A 17,275-nucleotide genomic window follows, 5' to 3' on the forward strand; every position below is an offset into this window, starting at 1 on the left:
CGCATGCCCCGCTCCACCGACAGCAACACCACCCTTTCCCTCACTGCCGCGACGCTGGCCGCGCTGTACCCGGACTCGCTGTCCGGCGAAGAGCGTCTCAACGCACTGGGTTCGCACGTCCTCAACGGCCTCAACGACGGCGCCCCATTGACCCTCACCACGGCCATCGGTAGCCACGTCACCACGACCCTGCACAAGGACGCGCTGCTGCGCCCGCTGGACCTGCTGGTGGCCGAAATCCGCCAGTTGCCCGCCGACGCCACCGCCGAGCGCTATCAACTGCTGCTCAGGCCCTGGCTCTGGTGGTTGGGGCTGGCCAGCAACAATCGGGTGTTCCAGAACCTCGCGACATCGGACATCGTCACGACGATTTTCAAGGCCCACGGCTTTACCGACTTCAAGCTCGAGCTCACCGGCAGCTACAGCCCCCGCGAGTATTGCGTGCAGTACGGCGAAACCGACCTGGCCTTTGTCTCGCGCCTGCTGGAAGAGGACGGGATCTTCTGGTTTTTCACCCACGCGCAAGGCACGCACACGCTGGTACTGGCCGACAACAACGACGCCTTCGCGCCGATCCCTAACGGACCGACGGTGAACTACCTCGGGCAGAAAATTGGCGACCGCGAACTGCATGGCGTCCGGACCGGGCACGTGTCCCTGCAAGCGGTGGCCGGGGTCTACCAGGCGACCGACTACGAATTCACCACCCCCACCACATCGCTCTACAGCCAGGCCGAAGCCGTGGCCGGGCCGAGTTCGATGTACGAGCATCCGGGCGGCTACACCGCCAAGGCCCAGGGCGATGCGCTGACCAAGCAGCGAATCGACGGCCTGCGCAGCCAGGCGCAGCGGTTTGTCGGTGAAAGCGACTGCCGCTGGCTGGTGCCGGGGTACTGGTTCACCCTGGCCGGGCATGAAGACCCGGCGTTGAACATCGACTGGGTGGTGACCTCGGTCAGCCACGAGGCCAGCCACGACAGCTACCACAATCGGTTCGAGGCGATTCCCAAGGCCACGGCCTACCGACCGGCCCGCCTGACGCCAAAACCGCGCATGCACCCACAGACCGCGGTGGTGGTGGGCAAGGCCGGCGAGGAAATCTGGACCGATGAATACGGGCGGATCAAGTTGCAGTTTCCCTGGGATCGCACCGGCAAGAACGATGAAACCTCCTCCTGCTGGGTACGCGTGGTCCTGCCCTGGAGCGGCAAGGGGTTCGGCATGCAGTTCGTACCCCGGATCGGCCAGGAGGTCATCGTCACGTTCATCGACGGCGACCCGGACCGTCCGCTGGTGACCGGCTGCGTCTATAACGGCGACAACGCCTTGCCCTATGCGCTGCCGGCGAACCAGACCCAATCCGGGATCAAGACCCAATCGTCCAAGGGCGGCGGCGGTTTCAACGAGTTGCGCTTCGAGGACAAGAAAGACGCCGAAGAAGTGTTCCTCCAGGCCCAGAAGGACCTCAACATCAACGTGCTCAACGACACCACCGCCACCGTCGGCCACGATGAAACCCTCACGGTGCAGAACACCCGCACCCGCACGGTCAAGGACGGCGACGAGACCGTCACCCTGGAGAAAGGCAAGCGCAGCGTGACGATCCAGACCGGCAGCGACAGCCTCGACGTCAAGGACACCCGCAGCGTGACCGTGGGTTCGGACCAGACCCACAGCACCGGCGGCAACTACGCGCACAAGGTCACCGGCAACTACGACCTCACGGTGGACGGAAACCTGACGATCAAGGTCAGCGGCACCCTGACCCTGCAAAGCGGCGGCAGCTTCGCGATCAAGAGCGGCGCCGACCTGGCGGCCCAGGCCAGCACGTCCATCAGCCAGAAGGCCGGCACGGCTCTGAGCAACCAGGCCGGCACTTCACTGGAAAACAAGGCCGGCACCACCCTGACCAACGACGCCGGCATCAGCCTGGTGAACAAGGCCGCCGCCGAACAGACCGTGGACGGCGGTGGCATGCTGACCATCAAAGGCGGCCTGGTGAAGGTCAACTGAGGGGAGCGCATCGATGGCCTCGAAAACACTCGACGTGGAACGTGGCGACAGTCAACTGAACGGCCAGTTGATCGAGGGCCGGCTCGACGGCCCACTGCACATCGAAGAAGCCCGCCGCCCCCAGGCGAAACTCAACTACCACCGCGGTGAACTACAAGGCACCAGTACGTTGTATCACCCCAACGGCAAGGTTTCGGCGGTGCTGCCCTTCGTCAACGGCAAGCTGCAGGGGGTGGCGAGTTTTTATGCGGCCGAAGGCGGTTTGCAGCGCCAGGCCACCTACCGCGCCGGCTTGCTCCACGGCGAAGCCAATAACTACTTCCCCGACGGGCAACTGGCCGAGGCCGAGTTCTATCGCGACGGCGTACGCGACGGCCGTTACCGCCGCCTGCACGCCAACGGCAACCCCGCGGTCGAGGCCCGTTACCTCAATGGCCAACTGCTGGAACCGGCCCACGCCTACGCCGAAGACGGCCGCCCGCTGGACGCCGAAGGCAAACCGATCTCCCGGCTGCGCTGGTGGCTGCGGCGCTGGAACGACCCGGCGCAGGCTTGAACTCCTTGCTTTTGCAGGGGGTGTACACCGCCTCTGCAGACACCACTGCCCCTGTGGGAGCGGGCTTGCCCGCGAAGACGGCGGTACATTCAACATATTCATGGCAGACACTCCGCTTTCGCGGGCAAGCCCGCTCCCACAAGGGATTTGGGGTGTACGCAGCTTTTGCTCGCACCTGCGCAGGAGACCACCAATAGCTGCACACCCAGCCAGTCAGGGAATCAACATCTGCACCTGCCCCGGCACGACAATCTTGATGACCCCGGCCCAGGAGCACATCAAGGTGCTGTTGGCATCGATGGCCGGCATGTTGCCCAGCAACAGGGTCGGTGGGCCGCCCGGGATCCAGGGGGTGGCGGTGGCGGGGATGCAGGGCATGGGGGTGAGCACGCCCAGGGCGGCGGCCGTGGCGGCGGCGACGGTCGGGTTGGCCAGGCTCATGCACATGCCGAACGTGGTGACGTTCACCAACGGAATGTGATCCATGATGTTCGCTGCCGGCATCCCGCCAGTCAGCATTCGGTTGATCGGCAATACGTTGAGCACCGCTGGCGCGGCGCCGAAGCTGCATTGCAAGGTGGCGGTGCTGCAGACCTGCGGGCATCCCATCGCGGCGACTCCTTGAAGCGACCCCGAAACCATAGCTCACCTGGACGCATCAGGCCCGCTGATTATCCAGCAACACGCTAACCTATAAGACCCTGGCGTGCTTGTGACGCCTCTCACGCGCCATTAGATTAGCCAATGATCTATGGCCTCCAAAATAAGCAGAAGGGATAAGCATGGCGTTTACTGATCAGTCCACCCGCGTGCGCGACGGTGAAGAACTCGATGCCAGTCTGATCGACCCGTACCTCAAGGCCCACATTCCGGGCCTCACCGGTTTGCCACGGATCAGCCAGTTCCCCGGTGGCGCGTCGAACCTGACCTACCTGCTGGAGTACCCCGAACAGGAGTTCGTCCTGCGGCGCCCGCCGTTCGGCCACAAGGCCAAGTCCGCCCACGACATGGGCCGTGAATTCCGCATCCTCAATCAGTTGCGCGAGGGGTTCCCGTACTGCCCGAAAGCCTACGTGCACTGCACCGACGAGTCGGTGATCGGTGCCGAGTTCTATGTGATGGAACGGGTCAAGGGCATCATCCTGCGTTCCGACCTGCCGCCGGAACTGGGTTTCGACGCTGCCCGCACCGAAGCGCTGTGCAAGAGTTTCATCGACCGGTTGGTGGAACTGCACCGGGTCGACTACAACGCCTGCGGCCTGGCGGACCTGGGCAAGCCCCAAGGCTACGTGGCCCGGCAGATCCGTGGCTGGAGCGAGCGCTACGAAAAAGCCCTGACCCCCGACGCGCCGCAATGGCAGGCCGTCAAGGACTGGCTCAACGACAAGATGCCCGCCGACCACCCGACGTCCAGCATCGTGCACAACGACTACCGCTTCGACAACGTCATCCTGGACCCCGAGAACCCGATGCAGATCATCGGCGTGCTCGACTGGGAACTGACCACTCTGGGTGATCCGCTGATGGACCTGGGCAACAGCCTCGCCTACTGGATCGAGGCCGACGACCCGGCGCCGGTGCAACTGATGCGGCGCCAGCCCAGCCACGCGCCCGGCATGCTGACCCGCCGCGAGTTCGTCGACTACTACGCCGAACGCGCCGGCATTCGCATCGACAACTTCGATTTCTACTACACCTACGGCCTGTTCCGCCTGGCCGGTATCGTCCAACAGATCTACTACCGCTTCTACCACGGCCAGACCCAGGACAAACGCTTCGCGCAGTTCGTTCAGATGAACAAGCTGCTGGAGCAGATGAGCCTGCAGGTCATCCGCAAATCCACGCTCTGAGCGCACCTATAACAAGGGAAACCGCATGTCCAAGACTCAGTTGTTCGACCTCGACGGTAAAATCGCTTTCGTTTCCGGTGCCAGTCGCGGCATCGGCGAGGCCATCGCCAAGTTGCTGGCCCAGCAAGGCGCCCACGTGATCGTGTCCAGCCGCAAGCTCGACGGCTGCCAGCAGGTGGCCGACGCCATCGTCGCCGCGGGCGGCAAGGCCACCGCCATCGCTTGCCACATCGGTGAAATGGAACAGATCAGCCAGGTCTTCGCGGGCATCCGCGAGCAGTTCGGGCGCCTGGACATCCTGGTCAACAACGCCGCCACCAACCCGCAGTTCTGCAACGTCCTGGACACGGACCTGGGCGCCTTCCAGAAAACCGTGGACGTGAACATCCGCGGCTACTTCTTCATGTCGGTGGAAGCCGGCAAGTTGATGCGCGAGAACGGCGGCGGCAGCATCATCAACGTGGCGTCGATCAACGGCATCTCGCCGGGGATCTTCCAGGGCATCTATTCGGTGACCAAGGCGGCGGTGATCAACATGACCAAGGTCTTCGCCAAGGAATGCGCGCAGTTCGGCATCCGCTGCAACGCCCTGCTGCCGGGCCTGACCGACACCAAGTTCGCCTCGGCGCTGGTCAAGAACGACAGCATCCTCAAGACCGCCCTGGCCCAGATCCCGCTCAAGCGCGTGGCCGACCCGAGCGAAATGGCTGGCACGGTGTTGTACCTGGCCAGCGACGCGTCGAGCTACACCACGGGCGTGGCGCTGAATGTGGATGGCGGGTTTCTTTCCTGATACCCGCATATCCCAGATGTGGGAACGGGCTTGCCCGCGAAAGCGGTGTGTCAGTCGATGGAGATATTGGATAGACGGGCCTCTTCGCGGGCAAGCCCGCTCCCACAGGTTGATCCTGGGCGTGCACAGGATGTGTGTTCACCGTACATCCCTTGTGGGAGCGGGCTTGCCCGCGAAAGCGGTGTGTCAGTCGATGGAGATGCTGGATAGCCCGGGCCTCTTCGCGGGCAAGCCCGCTCCCACAGAGATTTTCCATTGCATCAATGAATATTTATTCCAATATTTGCAATTAGGGAATTTTTATTCCATAAAGAGCCCTCTGACAATAACAACTCAAAGGGCTCTTCTCATGCGCGAAATCGGCATCGGTCTGATTGGCACCGGCTTCATGGGCCGTGCCCATGCCTTGGCGTTCCACCAGGCCAAGGCGGTCTTTGACCTTCCCCACCCCCTGACATTGGCGGCCCTGGCCGACGCCGACCCGCAGCGCGCCCGGCAATGCGCACAGAGCTGGGGCTTCGAGACGGCCCACAGTGACTGGCAACGGTTGATCGCAGACCCCAAGGTCAATCTGGTCGCTATCACCACCCCCAACCATTTGCACTTCCCCATGGCCATGGCGGCGCTGGCGGTGGGCAAACCCGTGTATTGCGAGAAGCCCCTGGCCGTGTCCCTCGACCAGGCCGACCAGATGCGCCAGGCGGCCAAGGCGGCGGGCGTGGTCACCCGGGTCGGCTACAACTACCAGCACAACCCGATCATCCAGTTGGCGCGGGAGATCATCCTGCGCGGAGAGCTGGGCTCGATCGTCAGTTTCCAGGGCGAGTTCAGCGAAGACTTCATGGCCAACCCGGCCTCGCCCTGGTCATGGCGCTGCGAAGCGGCCCACGCCGGCGGTGCCCTGGCGGACCTGGGCAGCCATTTGCTGGCGATGGCCCGGCATCTGCTGGGCGATGTCGAGGCGGTGTGTGCCGTCAGCCAGACCGTGCACACCCAGCGCCCCGCCAGCGCCGGCAATCGCGAACAGCGCACCATCGCGGTGGACGACCATGTGCACGCGCTGCTGCGCTTCGCCAATGGCGCCTGTGGCACGGTGAGCAGCAGTTGGCTCAAGCACGGCTACAAGAACCACCTGGCCTTCGAGATCAGCGGCACCCTCGGCACCTTGGCGTTCGATCAGGAACGGCTCAATGAACTGCGCCTGTGCCGCGCCGGCGAAACCGGGTTCCAGCGCCTGCTGGCCGGCCCGGACCTCCCCGGCTACGCCGCCTTCAGCCCGGCCGCCGGGCACCAGTTGGGCTACAACGAACTGAAAACGCTGGAGGTGCAGGAACTGCTCATGGCCCTGGCCGGCGAAGCGGGCCACGGCACGGACTTCGAAGAGGCCTGGGCGGTGGAACGCCTGGCCGCGGCGATTCGCCTCGCGGCGCGGGAGCAGCGTTGGGTCAACGTGGATGAACAATGAGCGGTTGAGCCCCGGCTGTAGATAAACGGCGCTCGTGCGGGGGGATATACCTCCCGCACCATTTTCTTATTCCATTGATGGCTAGAAGACTGTCAACTCTGACAGTGGCTGGAGAGCCCCTGATCCGTGCAACATTAGCGCTCTGCACACCCGCACAGAGCCTGGCGATGGATCAACCGGACCGCTTGAGCATCACCCCTCCTTCACTGCCGAAGGGCGGCGGTGCCATTCAGAGCATCGGCAGCGGCTGGGGCGAAGTGGGCTCCACCGGCAAGGCGTTTTACGACTTGCCACTGCCAATCTCTCCAGGGCGCGGTTTCGCCCCGGCCCTGCAGCTCGGTTACGGCAGCAGCGTGGGCAACAGCTTGTTCGGGATCGGCTGGGTGCTGTCGCTGGGCTGCGTGGCACGGCGCACAAGCAAAGGGGTCCCGGCCTACACCGATGACGATGTCACGCTCGGCCCGGACGGCACCGTCTGGATGCCGGAACGCGACGATGACGCACAGATCATCCGCCGACCGGTGGACACCTATCAAGGCCTGGAACTGGGCACGGTCTATCAGGTGGCGCGCTATTTCCCACGCATCGAGGGCACCTTCGAACGGATTGAACATTGGCGCTCAGCCGAAGACCACCCAGGATTCTGGTTGATTCACGGGGCCGACGGCAGCCTGCACTTGTACGGCTTCAACGCCTCCTCACGCAGCACCGACCTCGAAGACGCGCTGCGTGTCGGCGAGTGGCTGCTGGAGGAAAGCCTCAATGCCCATGGCGAACATATCCTTTATGAATACGCTGGCGAAGATCATGCTGGCATGCCCGCCGATACGCCCCGCGACTTTCGCGCGCAGTGCTACCTGAGCCGAGTGCGCTATGGCAATGCCGAGGCGAACGCTCACCTTTATCACTGGGCACCGACAGCACTCCGGCAAGCTCGCTGGCACTTCGACCTGATCTTCGATTATGGCGAACGCGACACCGGGCTGACGGACATTCCCGAGTACGAGCCGACGGGCGAGTGGCCCGTGCGCAGTGATCCTTTCGCCACCTACGGCTATGGCTTCCTGCTGGGCAACCTGCGCCTGTGCCGGCAAGTGCTGATGTTCCACCAGTTCGCCGAGCTGGGGAGCGCACCGCTGCTGGTGCAACGGCTGTTATTTGAGTACCACACCACGGACCTGGGCTACAGCCTGCTGTGCGCCGCGCACCAGCAAGGCTACGACCAGCAGGGCCGAATCGAGTCGCGCCCACCGGTGGCGTTCAGCTATTCGGCATTTTCGACCGAAGCCACCGAGTATCAGCCATTCGATGCCATGCCTGGCCTCAACGACGGCCAGCAATATCAGTTGGTTGACCTGTATGGCGAGGGTATCCCCGGCGTGCTCTATCGCAGCGACAAGGCTTGGTACTATCGCGAGCCGCTGCGCGCGCAAACGGCGCACACCGCTGATGAAGTGAGCTACGACACTTGGAAACGCCTGGATGCCATACCGGTGATGGACACCCGCAAACCGGTGCGCCAGTCACTGATGGACCTCACCGGCGATGGCCGACTGGATTGGGTGATCGCACAACCCGGCGTGAGTGGCTTTTTCACCCTCACCCCGGATCGCCACTGGTCGACGTTCGTCGCCTTCGGCGCCTTCCCCGTGGAGTTCTTCCATCCGCAAAGCCAACTGGCCGACCTGATGGGCGGTGGTTTGTCCGACCTGGCCTTGATCGGCCCACGCAGCGTGCGGTTGTATGCCAACCGTCGAGAGGAAGGCTTTGCAGCAGGCCAGGATGTCACGCACTTCGTCGAAACGGCCCCCGACGATCGCTTGCCCCTGTTGAGCCAGACGCAGACCGAATTGGTGGCCTTCAGTGATGTGCTGGGCACAGGCCAGCAACATCTGGTGCGCATTCGCCACAACGAAATCGTCTGCTGGCCCAATCGCGGCCACGGTCGCTTCGACCCGGGCATTCACCTCGCAAACCTCCCCTACGCCTACAAATCTTTCGACGCTTCGCGGGTACTGCTTGCCGATCTGGACGGTTCCGGCGCCGCCGACCTGATCTATCTCACCCACGAACACGCTGAAATCTTCATGAACCGCACCGGCATGGGGTTCGAGACCACCCCACGGATCCTGCCCTGGCCACCGGGCGTGCGTTATGACCGACTGTGCCAAGTCAGCGCCGCCGATTTGCAAGGCCTCGGCTGTTCCAGCCTGGTGCTGACCGTACCGCACATGAAGCCCCAACATTGGCGATGCGATTTTGTCCAGGCCAAGCCGTACCTGCTGCACCGCACGAACAACAATATGGGCGCGGCCGGCGAGGTGATCTACCGCAGCTCGGCCCAGGAATGGCTCGATGAGAAAAAGGCCTTGCTGGCCGCGAACCTGGAGGTCGCCAGCCATGTGCCGTTTCCGATGCCCGTGTCCGTCCGGCAGATCCAGTTGGATGAAATCACCGGCAATCAACTGACCCAATGCTTTGAATACCGACAGGGCTTTTACGACGGCCAGGAACGCGAGTTCCGCGGCTTTGGCCTGGTCATGCAAACCGACAGCGAAACCACCGGTGACGAACAACACCAGGCCGGCTTTACCGCGCCGGTGCTGCGCAAGAGCTGGTTTCACACCGGGCGCATGCCCGACCTGCCGGGGCTCGATTACGACCCTTCGGACAACGCGGCGGTGCCCTTGGGCAGCGCCCTGCTGCTGGCTGCCAAAAGTGACGCAAAGGACGAAATCATCAGCGACGCCAATGACGAGACCTTGCACGACATGGCCTACGCATTGGCAGGCAGTCCGCTACGGGTGGAGGTATTCGGCCCCGACGATGACCCGCTGCAAGCCCGGCCCTATTCGGTGCAGCAATCCCGATACGCCGTGCGCCTGTTGCAACTGCGCGACGAGCACCAGCCCTATTGCAGGATGCAGCCGCTGGAGTTGGAGTCGATCGCCTACACCTACGAACGCCAACCCGACGACCCGCGCTGTCAGCACCACATCAACCTGGCCTGGGATTCCTACGGGGGATTGATCCATGACGTGACCGTCCACTATGCCCGGCGCAAGGATATCAATGACGAACCGCCGTTCAGCGAAGCCCATGAGCAAACCTGGTGGCGGGCCGCCCACGACGACGCGCAGCGCTTTCACTACCTGGAGGAAAACCGGGCCCGGTTCATTCATCTGGACGATCCACAAGCCGTTCGCCGGAGCTTGCCCTACCTGTCCCGTGGCAACGTCCTGGTTCTGCCAAAGACCGCGTTGCCACCGCAAGACATCCGTTACGAAGGCCTGCTCGAGCGCCTCGATGCACCGGCCTCGGACGACTGGCCGCGAGTCCTGAGCGCACTGGCCGAACAGCGCTATCAACACGCCGGCCAGACACTGCCGGCTGGCCAGGCCAGTTTCGAGGCACTGGCCGACTACCTTGAAACCGCCGAATTGGATGAGACGGCGCTCCAGGCCTATGCGGCGGTGCTCAGCCCCGATGAGTTGGCGGAAAAACTACCCAGGCTCGGCTACCGCCCCATGGTCGCCGCACTGCCGCCGGAACCGGACCGGATGTTGTGGTCGACGCGCAAGGGTTTCATGACCTACGCCGCACTGGAGGGGTTCTACCGATTGATCAGCGTCCGCCCCACTGAAAGCCAGGGGCCGACGGACGTTGTGTTCGATCCCTATCATTGCCTGCCGCTCAGCGTCACCACCGCTGACGGATGCAGCACACGCGTGGCCGAAGCTGACTATCGGTTCCTGTTGCCCCGGCGCATCGTCGATCCGAACCAGAACACCCAGGAAGCTTGCTTTGACGGCTTCGGTGAACTGTTGGCCAGCAGTTTCCATGGCACTGAGCGTGGCATCGAGGTCGGGTTCGACCCGATAGACGAGTACCAGCCGGTCATCCGTTTGCCCGCCGAAGCCATCGCCGCCCCCGACGCCGCCCTGCAAGGCGCGGCCAGCGTCTGTTTTCGCGATGCCTTCAGTTGGATGCAGCGCCGTGAACCGGTCCACGTGGCCATCCTGCAAGCCGACCGCTACCCGCACCCACCGGACAATCCCGGACGCAAAATCCGTATCGCCGTGCAGTGCTGGGATGGCTTTGGCCGCCGCCTGCAGAGCAAGCAGAAGGTCGAGCCAGGCATGGCCTATCAGATTGACGAGGACGGTGGCCTGGTGCTTGACGACGACCAGCCGGTGAGCGCGCCGGCCGCCGAGCGCTGGCGGGTCAGTGAACGGGTCGAATACAACAACAAAGGGCTGGCGGTGCGCGCCTACCGGCCGTACTTCGCCGATGGCTATCGCTACGTCAACGATGAATCGTTTCGTCGGTTCGGCCATTGCGACCAGCAGTTCTACGACCCTCTCGGGCGCCCGACCCTGACGATCACCGCCATGGGTTATTGGCGGCGTCAACGTTACCTGGGGTGGTACGGCATTGCCGAGGATGAGAATGACACGTTGGAAGAATCCCGGTTGAACAAGGCGTCGGGGGGGGCATGATGAACAGCCAGGCAGCCGGGCGCGTTCATGCCCATACGCCGACACTGACGGTCACCGACCCACGCGGGCTTGTCGTGCGGACGGTGGATTACTATCGATCCGTCGAAGGCGTGCAGGCCCAAGAGCGGGTCAACCGCAGTGCCTATGACGCGATGGGTCGCCTGGCCGGACAATGGGATCCGAGGTTGTGGCAGCTCACGGAGGAAGACGCCTCCACGCCGCCCAACCTGATCAACCGTCACTCGCTGTCCGCCAAGGTGCTGGGCTCGATCAGTGTCGATGCCGGTGAACGGATCAGCCTGTTCGGCGATGGCGACCAACGGGTCCAAACCTGGGACAGCCGAGAGACTGAGCAATGGATCGAATACGACGATCTGCTGCGGCCATTGGCCATTTACGAACAGGGCAAGGACGAAGCCTCGCGTTGCACCGAGCGTTATGAATACGCTGATGCCAGTGCCGATTTCGCTGCTCGCAATCAATGCGGGCAAATGATCCGGCATGATGATCCGGCGGGCACCCAAACATTGGACGAGTACGCGCTGACCGGTGGCGTGCTCGAACAGACCCAGCGGTTTTTACACTCGCTGCAAACGCCGGATTGGCCGCCCACACTGCCTGAGCGCGATACGCTACTGGAGCCGACGGCGCAGGCGGCAACCAGCGCGACGCGGTTCAGTCCGCTGGGCGATGTGCTGGAACGGATGGACGCCAAAGGCAATCGGCAACTGTTCGATTACACCGTCGATGGCCTGTTGTTCGCGAGCCATCTGCAACTGAGCGGCCAGGCATCGCTTCAGACGCTGGTCAGTGATATCGCCTACAACGCCTATGGCCAGGTCGAACAGGAAACGGCCGGTAACGGCGTTGTCAGCACCCTCGGTTACCGTGCCGAGGACGGACGCCTTCTGCGGTTGCACGCCGAGCGCAATGCCGAGGGTCCGCTGCAGGATCTTCGCTACGCCTACGATCCGGTGGGCAATGTGCTGAGCATCGAAGACGCTGCCTTGCCCATTCGCTACTTCGCCAACCAGCGGGTGGAACCGGCCAACCGTTATGAGCACGACAGCCTCTATCAGTTGATCCGGGCAACCGGCTGGGAAGCCGGGAGCGTCAGCCGAGGACCGCAATTCGACCGCTTCGCGGATCCACGCGCAGTCGCCAACTACCAGCAAACTTACCGCTACGACGCAGGTGGCAACCTGCTGGAACTGGTCCACACCGGCCCGCAACACCACAGCCGCACACTGACGGCCGCTCGCTACAGCAACCGTTGCCTGCCTGACCTGGATGACCGGCCGCCGACCGAAGAAGACATTGCCGCCGCGTTCGATGGCAACGGCAACTTGCTGGCACTGCAACCGGGGCAAGCGATGAGTTGGGATCTGCGCAATCAACTGCACGAGGTGCGCCCCGTCGAACGGGAAAGCGCTGACGATGACCGCGAACTGTACTGCTACGGTGGCGATGGCATGCGGCGACGCAAGGTCCGCTCCAGCCAAACCAATGCCCGTTCGCTGATTTCGGAAGTTCGCTATTTGCCAGGCCTGGAAATTCGCACTCACACGGGTACGGGCGAAGTGTTGCAAGTGATCTGCGTGCAAGCCGGACGCAGCGCCATGCAGGTACTGCACTGGGAAACCTCACCACCCGCCGGCATAAGCAACGACCAATATCGCTACAACCTGACCGACCATCTGGGTTCCAGCAGCCTGGAGCTGGATGGCGAGGCCGGAGTGATCAGCCAGGAAACCTACCATCCCTTCGGCGGTACGGCCTGGTTTGCCGGGCGCAGTGAGGTGGAGGCCAGCTACAAGACGGTGCGTTATTCGGGGAAAGAGCGGGATGCAACGGGACTTTATTATTATGGGCTCAGGTATTACGCACCCTGGTTGCAATGTTGGATCAGTCCAGATCCACTGGGGAACGTGGACGGTTTGAATTTATTTTGTTTTGTCTCGAATTCACCCGTGAACTTTATTGATCAGCAAGGCGGCGTGAAATTTCCAGCCGCCTTGCTCGCTTCGGATGCAGTTCGAGGGCTCGTCAACGAAGCCCGATACCCCGAGGCTCTTTCAAGAGCACGCGCCGAGTCTGCTCCTGATGCTGCGGTAATCAATGCATGGGTACACTCTCTTATACCCTCGGTTGATATGACGTCTACGACCGTGTTTCAGTCAAGGAGCAGCAATAGCATTTATCAGGCTGATTCGGACGTGGAAGGAATACAGTTTCTCATCAAGAAAATGCAATCGCCGAAAGAATCCCAAAGCGAGGCGTTTGCTTATGAGGTCAGTGAACGACTGGGCTTTCATTTTGTACCACCCACCCAGTACAAAGCCAAATCGATGATTCAACAACGAGTCATCAATATAAAAACAAATACTCAGGAACAAAAAGCGCTGCCTGAGTCCGCCAAGCTTTTCTATTTCCTGATCAATGAGTTTGATGATAATTCGGGCAATCAGTTATGGGACGCTCATCAAAATGTTTATTTGATCGATCATGAGGCTGCATTTTCCGAGCAAAAAAACCCGGTTTTCAACCTGCAAACTATCAATTTGGCAAATATTTTCGACGCAGAGCGTTGGGAGAAATTCAATAGCGTCAGCATTAAGGAATGGAAAAGCTTGATTACTGAAAAATACTCAACTTTGTCAAAAGGTGAGACTAACGCTTTTCTGGGAAGAATCAGAGACGCGCAAGCGGCGGTACAGCGAGGGATTGATCGCGAAGTGTTGAGCTTTGGCGTGAAACGCGGTTTTCTACAGCGGGCTTTCGGACGTAAAGCCGCCTAGGCTGTGTACGAAATAGTTTGAAACGCAGGTTAGGCAAGGCAAAAACCGGCGAGGAAGCGCAGTTGACTGGTTGTCAATGAGCATTCCGAGCCGGTTTTTAACGCCGCATAACCAAGTTTCAAGCTATTTCGTACATAGCCTAGGCTGTGCCACGGGTGAAACGATTTGCGTCCCCCACCACGGAGGGACGCATTTAATCTGAAGTCAAGGTTCGCAGCCCAACCAATCGCCCTGCCAACACCTTCGCCTGACTCGCCACATCAGTCACGGCGGTACTTTCCCACCACATCCCCCGCAGTGGCGGACCCATGGCGAACAGCCGGTCGGCGGGCTCACCCCGGGCGTCGAGCACCGCACCGTCGGGCCTTGCGGCGATGCCCAGGGCCAGTGGGCCGGGCTGGATCAGGCCACGGGCCAGCAGTTGCTGCGGCAATGGCCGGGCCACCCGGCGCCAGTCGTATTCGATGCCACTGGAGTTGATCAACGCAGCGCCCTGCACCACGGTTGTCTCGGCTTCGCCGCGCCGACGGAGGCGAATTGCGACGGTGCCCTCGGCCGACTCGACCAGCCCCTTGAACGACGCCGCCTGAATCCGCAACCGCCCTTCCCCGTGCAGACGCGCCACCAGTTGCGCACTCAACGGCGGCGAACGATGGTGATGGCTCTCCCACCAGGGACGAATATGCCGCACGAACTGTCGGCGCTGTACATCGCTGGCCTGGCTCCACAAGCGCCCGATATGGGCGCGTACCGTGTCCAGCGGCGCCTGCCAATCGATGCCTTGGGCCTGGGCCTGGCGGCACTGGTGACGCAACGCGCGCATCAGTTGGCGCGGCGAACGCAGGCTGTGGTCTTCGGCAAGAAAGTCCGCCCACGCCGGCGGTTGGCGGCGCACATGCGGCAACAGCCCATGGCGGGAAAACACTTCGATGGGCCCACGGTGCCCGGCCTGTTCCAACGACACCACCGCATCGACCATGGTCAGCCCCGAGCCGATGATCAGCACCGTGGCCTGGGGATCGAGCTGGCGCATCGCGGCCACGTCCCAAGGGTCCAGGGCTGCGGCGTTCAAGCCGCTGGATTCGGTCTGCGGCGTTCGCGCCGCAGGGAACATGCCGGTGGCCAGCACGGCGAAACGCCCGCGCAGGACCTGGCCGTCATTCAGCGTCAGCAACACCGCACCCTCGACAAGCTGCAGATCCACCACCTCCCCGCGCACGTGCTCGGCCACGGAGCCGTGCTGAGCGCCGACCGCCCGGGCCTCGTCCAGGCGTTGTTGCACGTACAGGCCAAAGATTCCCCGCGGTGGAAACAGTTCGCTGATCGGCACGTGCTGCTGATCCGACTCGGGCCAGCCACCGGCCTCGATGAACGCGGTGAGCCATTGGGTCAGGTCATCGGCGTTGTCGGGATCGACGCTCATCCGCGCTGCGTTACCGTTCAGGGTATGCCCCAGTTCCACGGCGCTATAGGCCTCGCCTCGGCCCAGCTCGCTGCGTGGCTCGACCACCAGGACCTCACGGCGGCCCGGCAGGCGCAGCAATTGCGCCGCCAGCAAGGCACCGCTCAGGCCGCCGCCGACAATGATCACATCGGCTTCACGGGCAATGTCCTTCGCCTGTTGCTCCGGCGCTGTCTGCATACCGCTCTCCCCCCAGGCTTCAAATCACCACGTTGCGTACAAATCGCACCGCCACCGGCCCCTCATTGCGATAGGCGTGGGGCTGGTTGCTGGCGAACATGAAAAACTCACCGGCACCGATCTGCCGCGCTTCGTCGCCCAGCAGCAGCGTCAGGCAACCCTCGAACACATAGAGCTGCTCGCTCCAACCGTCGGCGTCGGGTTCAGAAGGATAATGCTCTCCGGGCTCCAGGCGCCATTCCCAGAGTTCGACCTCGCGGCTGGCAGTGGCCTTGGCCAGCAACACCGCCTTGCTGCCGGGGAAAGTACCGGCCCAGGCCAGTTCATTGATGCGGCTGGGGTCACGGGCATCGGGGGCCTGGATCAGGTCGCTGAAGGCCACGTCGAGGGCTTCGGCGACGCGGTCCAGGGTGGTCAGGCTGACATTCTTCTCGCCGGCTTCGATCGCCACCAGCATTCGCCGGCTGACCCCGGACCGCTCCGCCAATGCACTCTGGCTGAGCTGCGCGGCATGCCGCAGGCGGCGGACATTCTGGCTGACGTGTTGCAGGACGGACGCCCGCTGGCCGGATTCTTTGTGCACTATATTGCTCACATGCTGGGGCTGCGCATTATACTGCCCAACTTCGGACGCATTGTGCGTCTGCCTCATGTGGCGTGCAAGGTCATGGCATCGGTGAACTCCCCTCAAGCTTCCCCTCGTTTCTCTCGATTCAACAAGGCCGAATGCGTGCTGGTGCTGATCACCATGATCTGGGGCGGGACATTCCTGCTGGTGCAGCACGCCATGACAGTCAGCGGGCCGATGTTTTTCGTCGGCTTGCGCTTCGCCGCGGCGGCGGCATTCGTGGCGCTGTTCTCGTGGCGTCACCTGCGAAACCTGACCCTGTTCGAACTCAAGGCCGGAGGTTTCATCGGTGTGGCGATCATGCTCGGCTATGGCTTGCAAACCGTTGGCTTGCAGACGATCCCCAGCAGCCAGTCGGCGTTCATCACCGCGCTCTACGTGCCTTTCGTACCGCTGTTGCAGTGGCTGGTGCTGGGCCGCCGGCCAGGCTTGATGCCCAGCATCGGCATCATGCTGGCGTTCACCGGGCTGATGCTGGTATCGGGCCCGGCCGGGGCCTCGTTGAATTTCAGCGCCGGTGAAATCGCCACGCTGATCAGCGCCATCGCGATTGCCGCCGAGATCATCCTGATCAGCGCCTACGCCGGCCAGGTCGATGTGCGCCGGGTGACCGTGGTGCAACTGGCAAGCACGGCGGCGCTGGCGTTCCTGATGGTGGTGCCCACCCAGGAAAGGCTTCCGGAATTTTCCTGGCTGCTGCTGTTCAGCGCCGTCGGCCTGGGGGCAGCGAGCGCAGCGATCCAGGTGGCGATGAACTGGGCGCAGAAAAGTGTCTCGCCGACCCGCGCCACGCTGATCTACGCCGGCGAGCCGGTCTGGGCCGGTATCGCCGGGCGCCTGGCGGGCGAGCGGTTGCCGGCGATTGCCTTGTTCGGCGCGGCCCTGATCGTGGCGGCGGTGATTGTCAGTGAGTTGAAAACCCGAGGCAAAGGCGTGATCGAGGCGGATGAAGTTCTGGAGCGCGAGGGCTGAGACAGCCCTCTGAACCGGCAAAGTCGGAAAACTCCACCTATCTTGTAGGATTCTGCGAC

The 17,275-nt window shown here is 62.7% G+C and carries 10 protein-coding genes and 1 pseudogene; 8 read left to right on the top strand and 3 right to left on the bottom strand.

The features are described from left to right. Positions 1 to 3 precede the first annotated feature (3 nt). Together VM99_23035 and VM99_23040 are read left to right on the top strand one after the other, a co-directional pair. The gene (locus VM99_23035) at positions 4 to 2,013 is read left to right on the top strand and encodes a type IV secretion protein Rhs (GenBank protein ID AKK00805.1); all 2,010 of its coding nucleotides are present in this window, start codon (positions 4 to 6) and stop codon (positions 2,011 to 2,013) included. Between the two features lie 13 nt (positions 2,014 to 2,026). Then, on the top strand, positions 2,027 to 2,569 hold the full coding sequence (locus tag VM99_23040) for a hypothetical protein (protein AKK00806.1): 543 nt from the start codon (positions 2,027 to 2,029) through the stop codon (positions 2,567 to 2,569). Between the two features lie 213 nt (positions 2,570 to 2,782). On the opposite strand, the gene VM99_23045 is transcribed toward VM99_23040, so the two are convergent. Then, positions 2,783 to 3,178, bottom strand: a complete 396-nt coding sequence (locus VM99_23045; GenBank protein ID AKK00807.1) for a hypothetical protein — start codon at positions 3,176 to 3,178, stop codon at positions 2,783 to 2,785. Positions 3,179 to 3,351: 173 nt separating this feature from the next. On the opposite strand from VM99_23045, the gene VM99_23050 reads away from it, so the two are divergent. The 5 genes and pseudogenes from VM99_23050 to VM99_23070 all read left to right on the top strand — a co-directional run bounded on the left by VM99_23050 (position 3,352) and on the right by VM99_23070 (position 13,161). Continuing rightward, a complete protein-coding gene (locus tag VM99_23050; GenBank protein AKK00808.1) occupies positions 3,352 to 4,419 on the top strand; it encodes an aminoglycoside phosphotransferase in 1,068 nt (355 codons plus the stop codon). Positions 4,420 to 4,444: 25 nt separating this feature from the next. Continuing rightward, positions 4,445 to 5,212, top strand: coding sequence for a short-chain dehydrogenase (locus VM99_23055; protein AKK00809.1), 768 nt, complete (start codon positions 4,445 to 4,447; stop codon positions 5,210 to 5,212). Between the two features lie 349 nt (positions 5,213 to 5,561). Next, positions 5,562 to 6,677 (top strand): 1-carboxy-3-chloro-3,4-dihydroxycyclo hexa-1,5-diene dehydrogenase, encoded by a 1,116-nt coding sequence (locus VM99_23060; GenBank protein AKK00810.1) that lies wholly within the window; start codon positions 5,562 to 5,564, stop codon positions 6,675 to 6,677. Between the two features lie 167 nt (positions 6,678 to 6,844). Then, the gene (locus tag VM99_23065) at positions 6,845 to 11,176 is read left to right on the top strand and encodes a toxin (protein ID AKK00811.1); all 4,332 of its coding nucleotides are present in this window, start codon (positions 6,845 to 6,847) and stop codon (positions 11,174 to 11,176) included. Then, positions 11,176 to 13,161: pseudogene (locus VM99_23070) on the top strand (toxin). The gene VM99_23065 and the pseudogene VM99_23070 overlap by 1 nt, the downstream one beginning before the upstream one ends. Positions 13,162 to 14,167: 1,006 nt before the next feature. On the opposite strand, the gene VM99_23075 reads toward VM99_23070, so the two are convergent. Then, complete coding sequence (locus VM99_23075) at positions 14,168 to 15,616, bottom strand: pyridine nucleotide-disulfide oxidoreductase (protein ID AKK00812.1); 1,449 nt, start codon at positions 15,614 to 15,616, stop codon at positions 14,168 to 14,170. A gap of 19 nt (positions 15,617 to 15,635) precedes the next feature. Then, the gene (locus VM99_23080; GenBank protein AKK00813.1) at positions 15,636 to 16,199 is read right to left on the bottom strand and encodes a Cro/Cl family transcriptional regulator; all 564 of its coding nucleotides are present in this window, start codon (positions 16,197 to 16,199) and stop codon (positions 15,636 to 15,638) included. Between VM99_23080 and VM99_23085 the strand changes: the two genes are divergently transcribed. Then, positions 16,194 to 17,216, top strand: coding sequence for a membrane protein (locus tag VM99_23085; protein AKK00814.1), 1,023 nt, complete (start codon positions 16,194 to 16,196; stop codon positions 17,214 to 17,216). The two genes, VM99_23080 and VM99_23085, sit on opposite strands and share 6 nt — an antisense overlap. Positions 17,217 to 17,275 lie beyond the last annotated feature (59 nt).

The sequence above is a fragment of the Pseudomonas chlororaphis genome (assembly GCA_001023535.1).
Taxonomy (GTDB): Bacteria; Pseudomonadota; Gammaproteobacteria; order Pseudomonadales; family Pseudomonadaceae; genus Aquipseudomonas; species Aquipseudomonas chlororaphis_E.

What these genes read in the sequence shown, in the direction of transcription:
- VM99_23065 (AKK00811.1), top strand. Translation starts at nt 6,845, where the DNA reads ATGGATCAACCGGACCGCTTGAGCATCACCCCTCCTTCACTGCCGAAG.
- VM99_23040 (AKK00806.1), top strand. Translation starts at nt 2,027, where the DNA reads ATGGCCTCGAAAACACTCGACGTGGAACGTGGCGACAGTCAACTGAAC.
- VM99_23060 (AKK00810.1), top strand. Translation starts at nt 5,562, where the DNA reads ATGCGCGAAATCGGCATCGGTCTGATTGGCACCGGCTTCATGGGCCGT.
- VM99_23035 (AKK00805.1), top strand. Translation starts at nt 4, where the DNA reads ATGCCCCGCTCCACCGACAGCAACACCACCCTTTCCCTCACTGCCGCG.
- VM99_23050 (AKK00808.1), top strand. Translation starts at nt 3,352, where the DNA reads ATGGCGTTTACTGATCAGTCCACCCGCGTGCGCGACGGTGAAGAACTC.
- VM99_23055 (AKK00809.1), top strand. Translation starts at nt 4,445, where the DNA reads ATGTCCAAGACTCAGTTGTTCGACCTCGACGGTAAAATCGCTTTCGTT.
- VM99_23045 (AKK00807.1), bottom strand. Translation starts at nt 3,178, where the DNA reads ATGGGATGCCCGCAGGTCTGCAGCACCGCCACCTTGCAATGCAGCTTC.
- VM99_23075 (AKK00812.1), bottom strand. Translation starts at nt 15,616, where the DNA reads ATGCAGACAGCGCCGGAGCAACAGGCGAAGGACATTGCCCGTGAAGCC.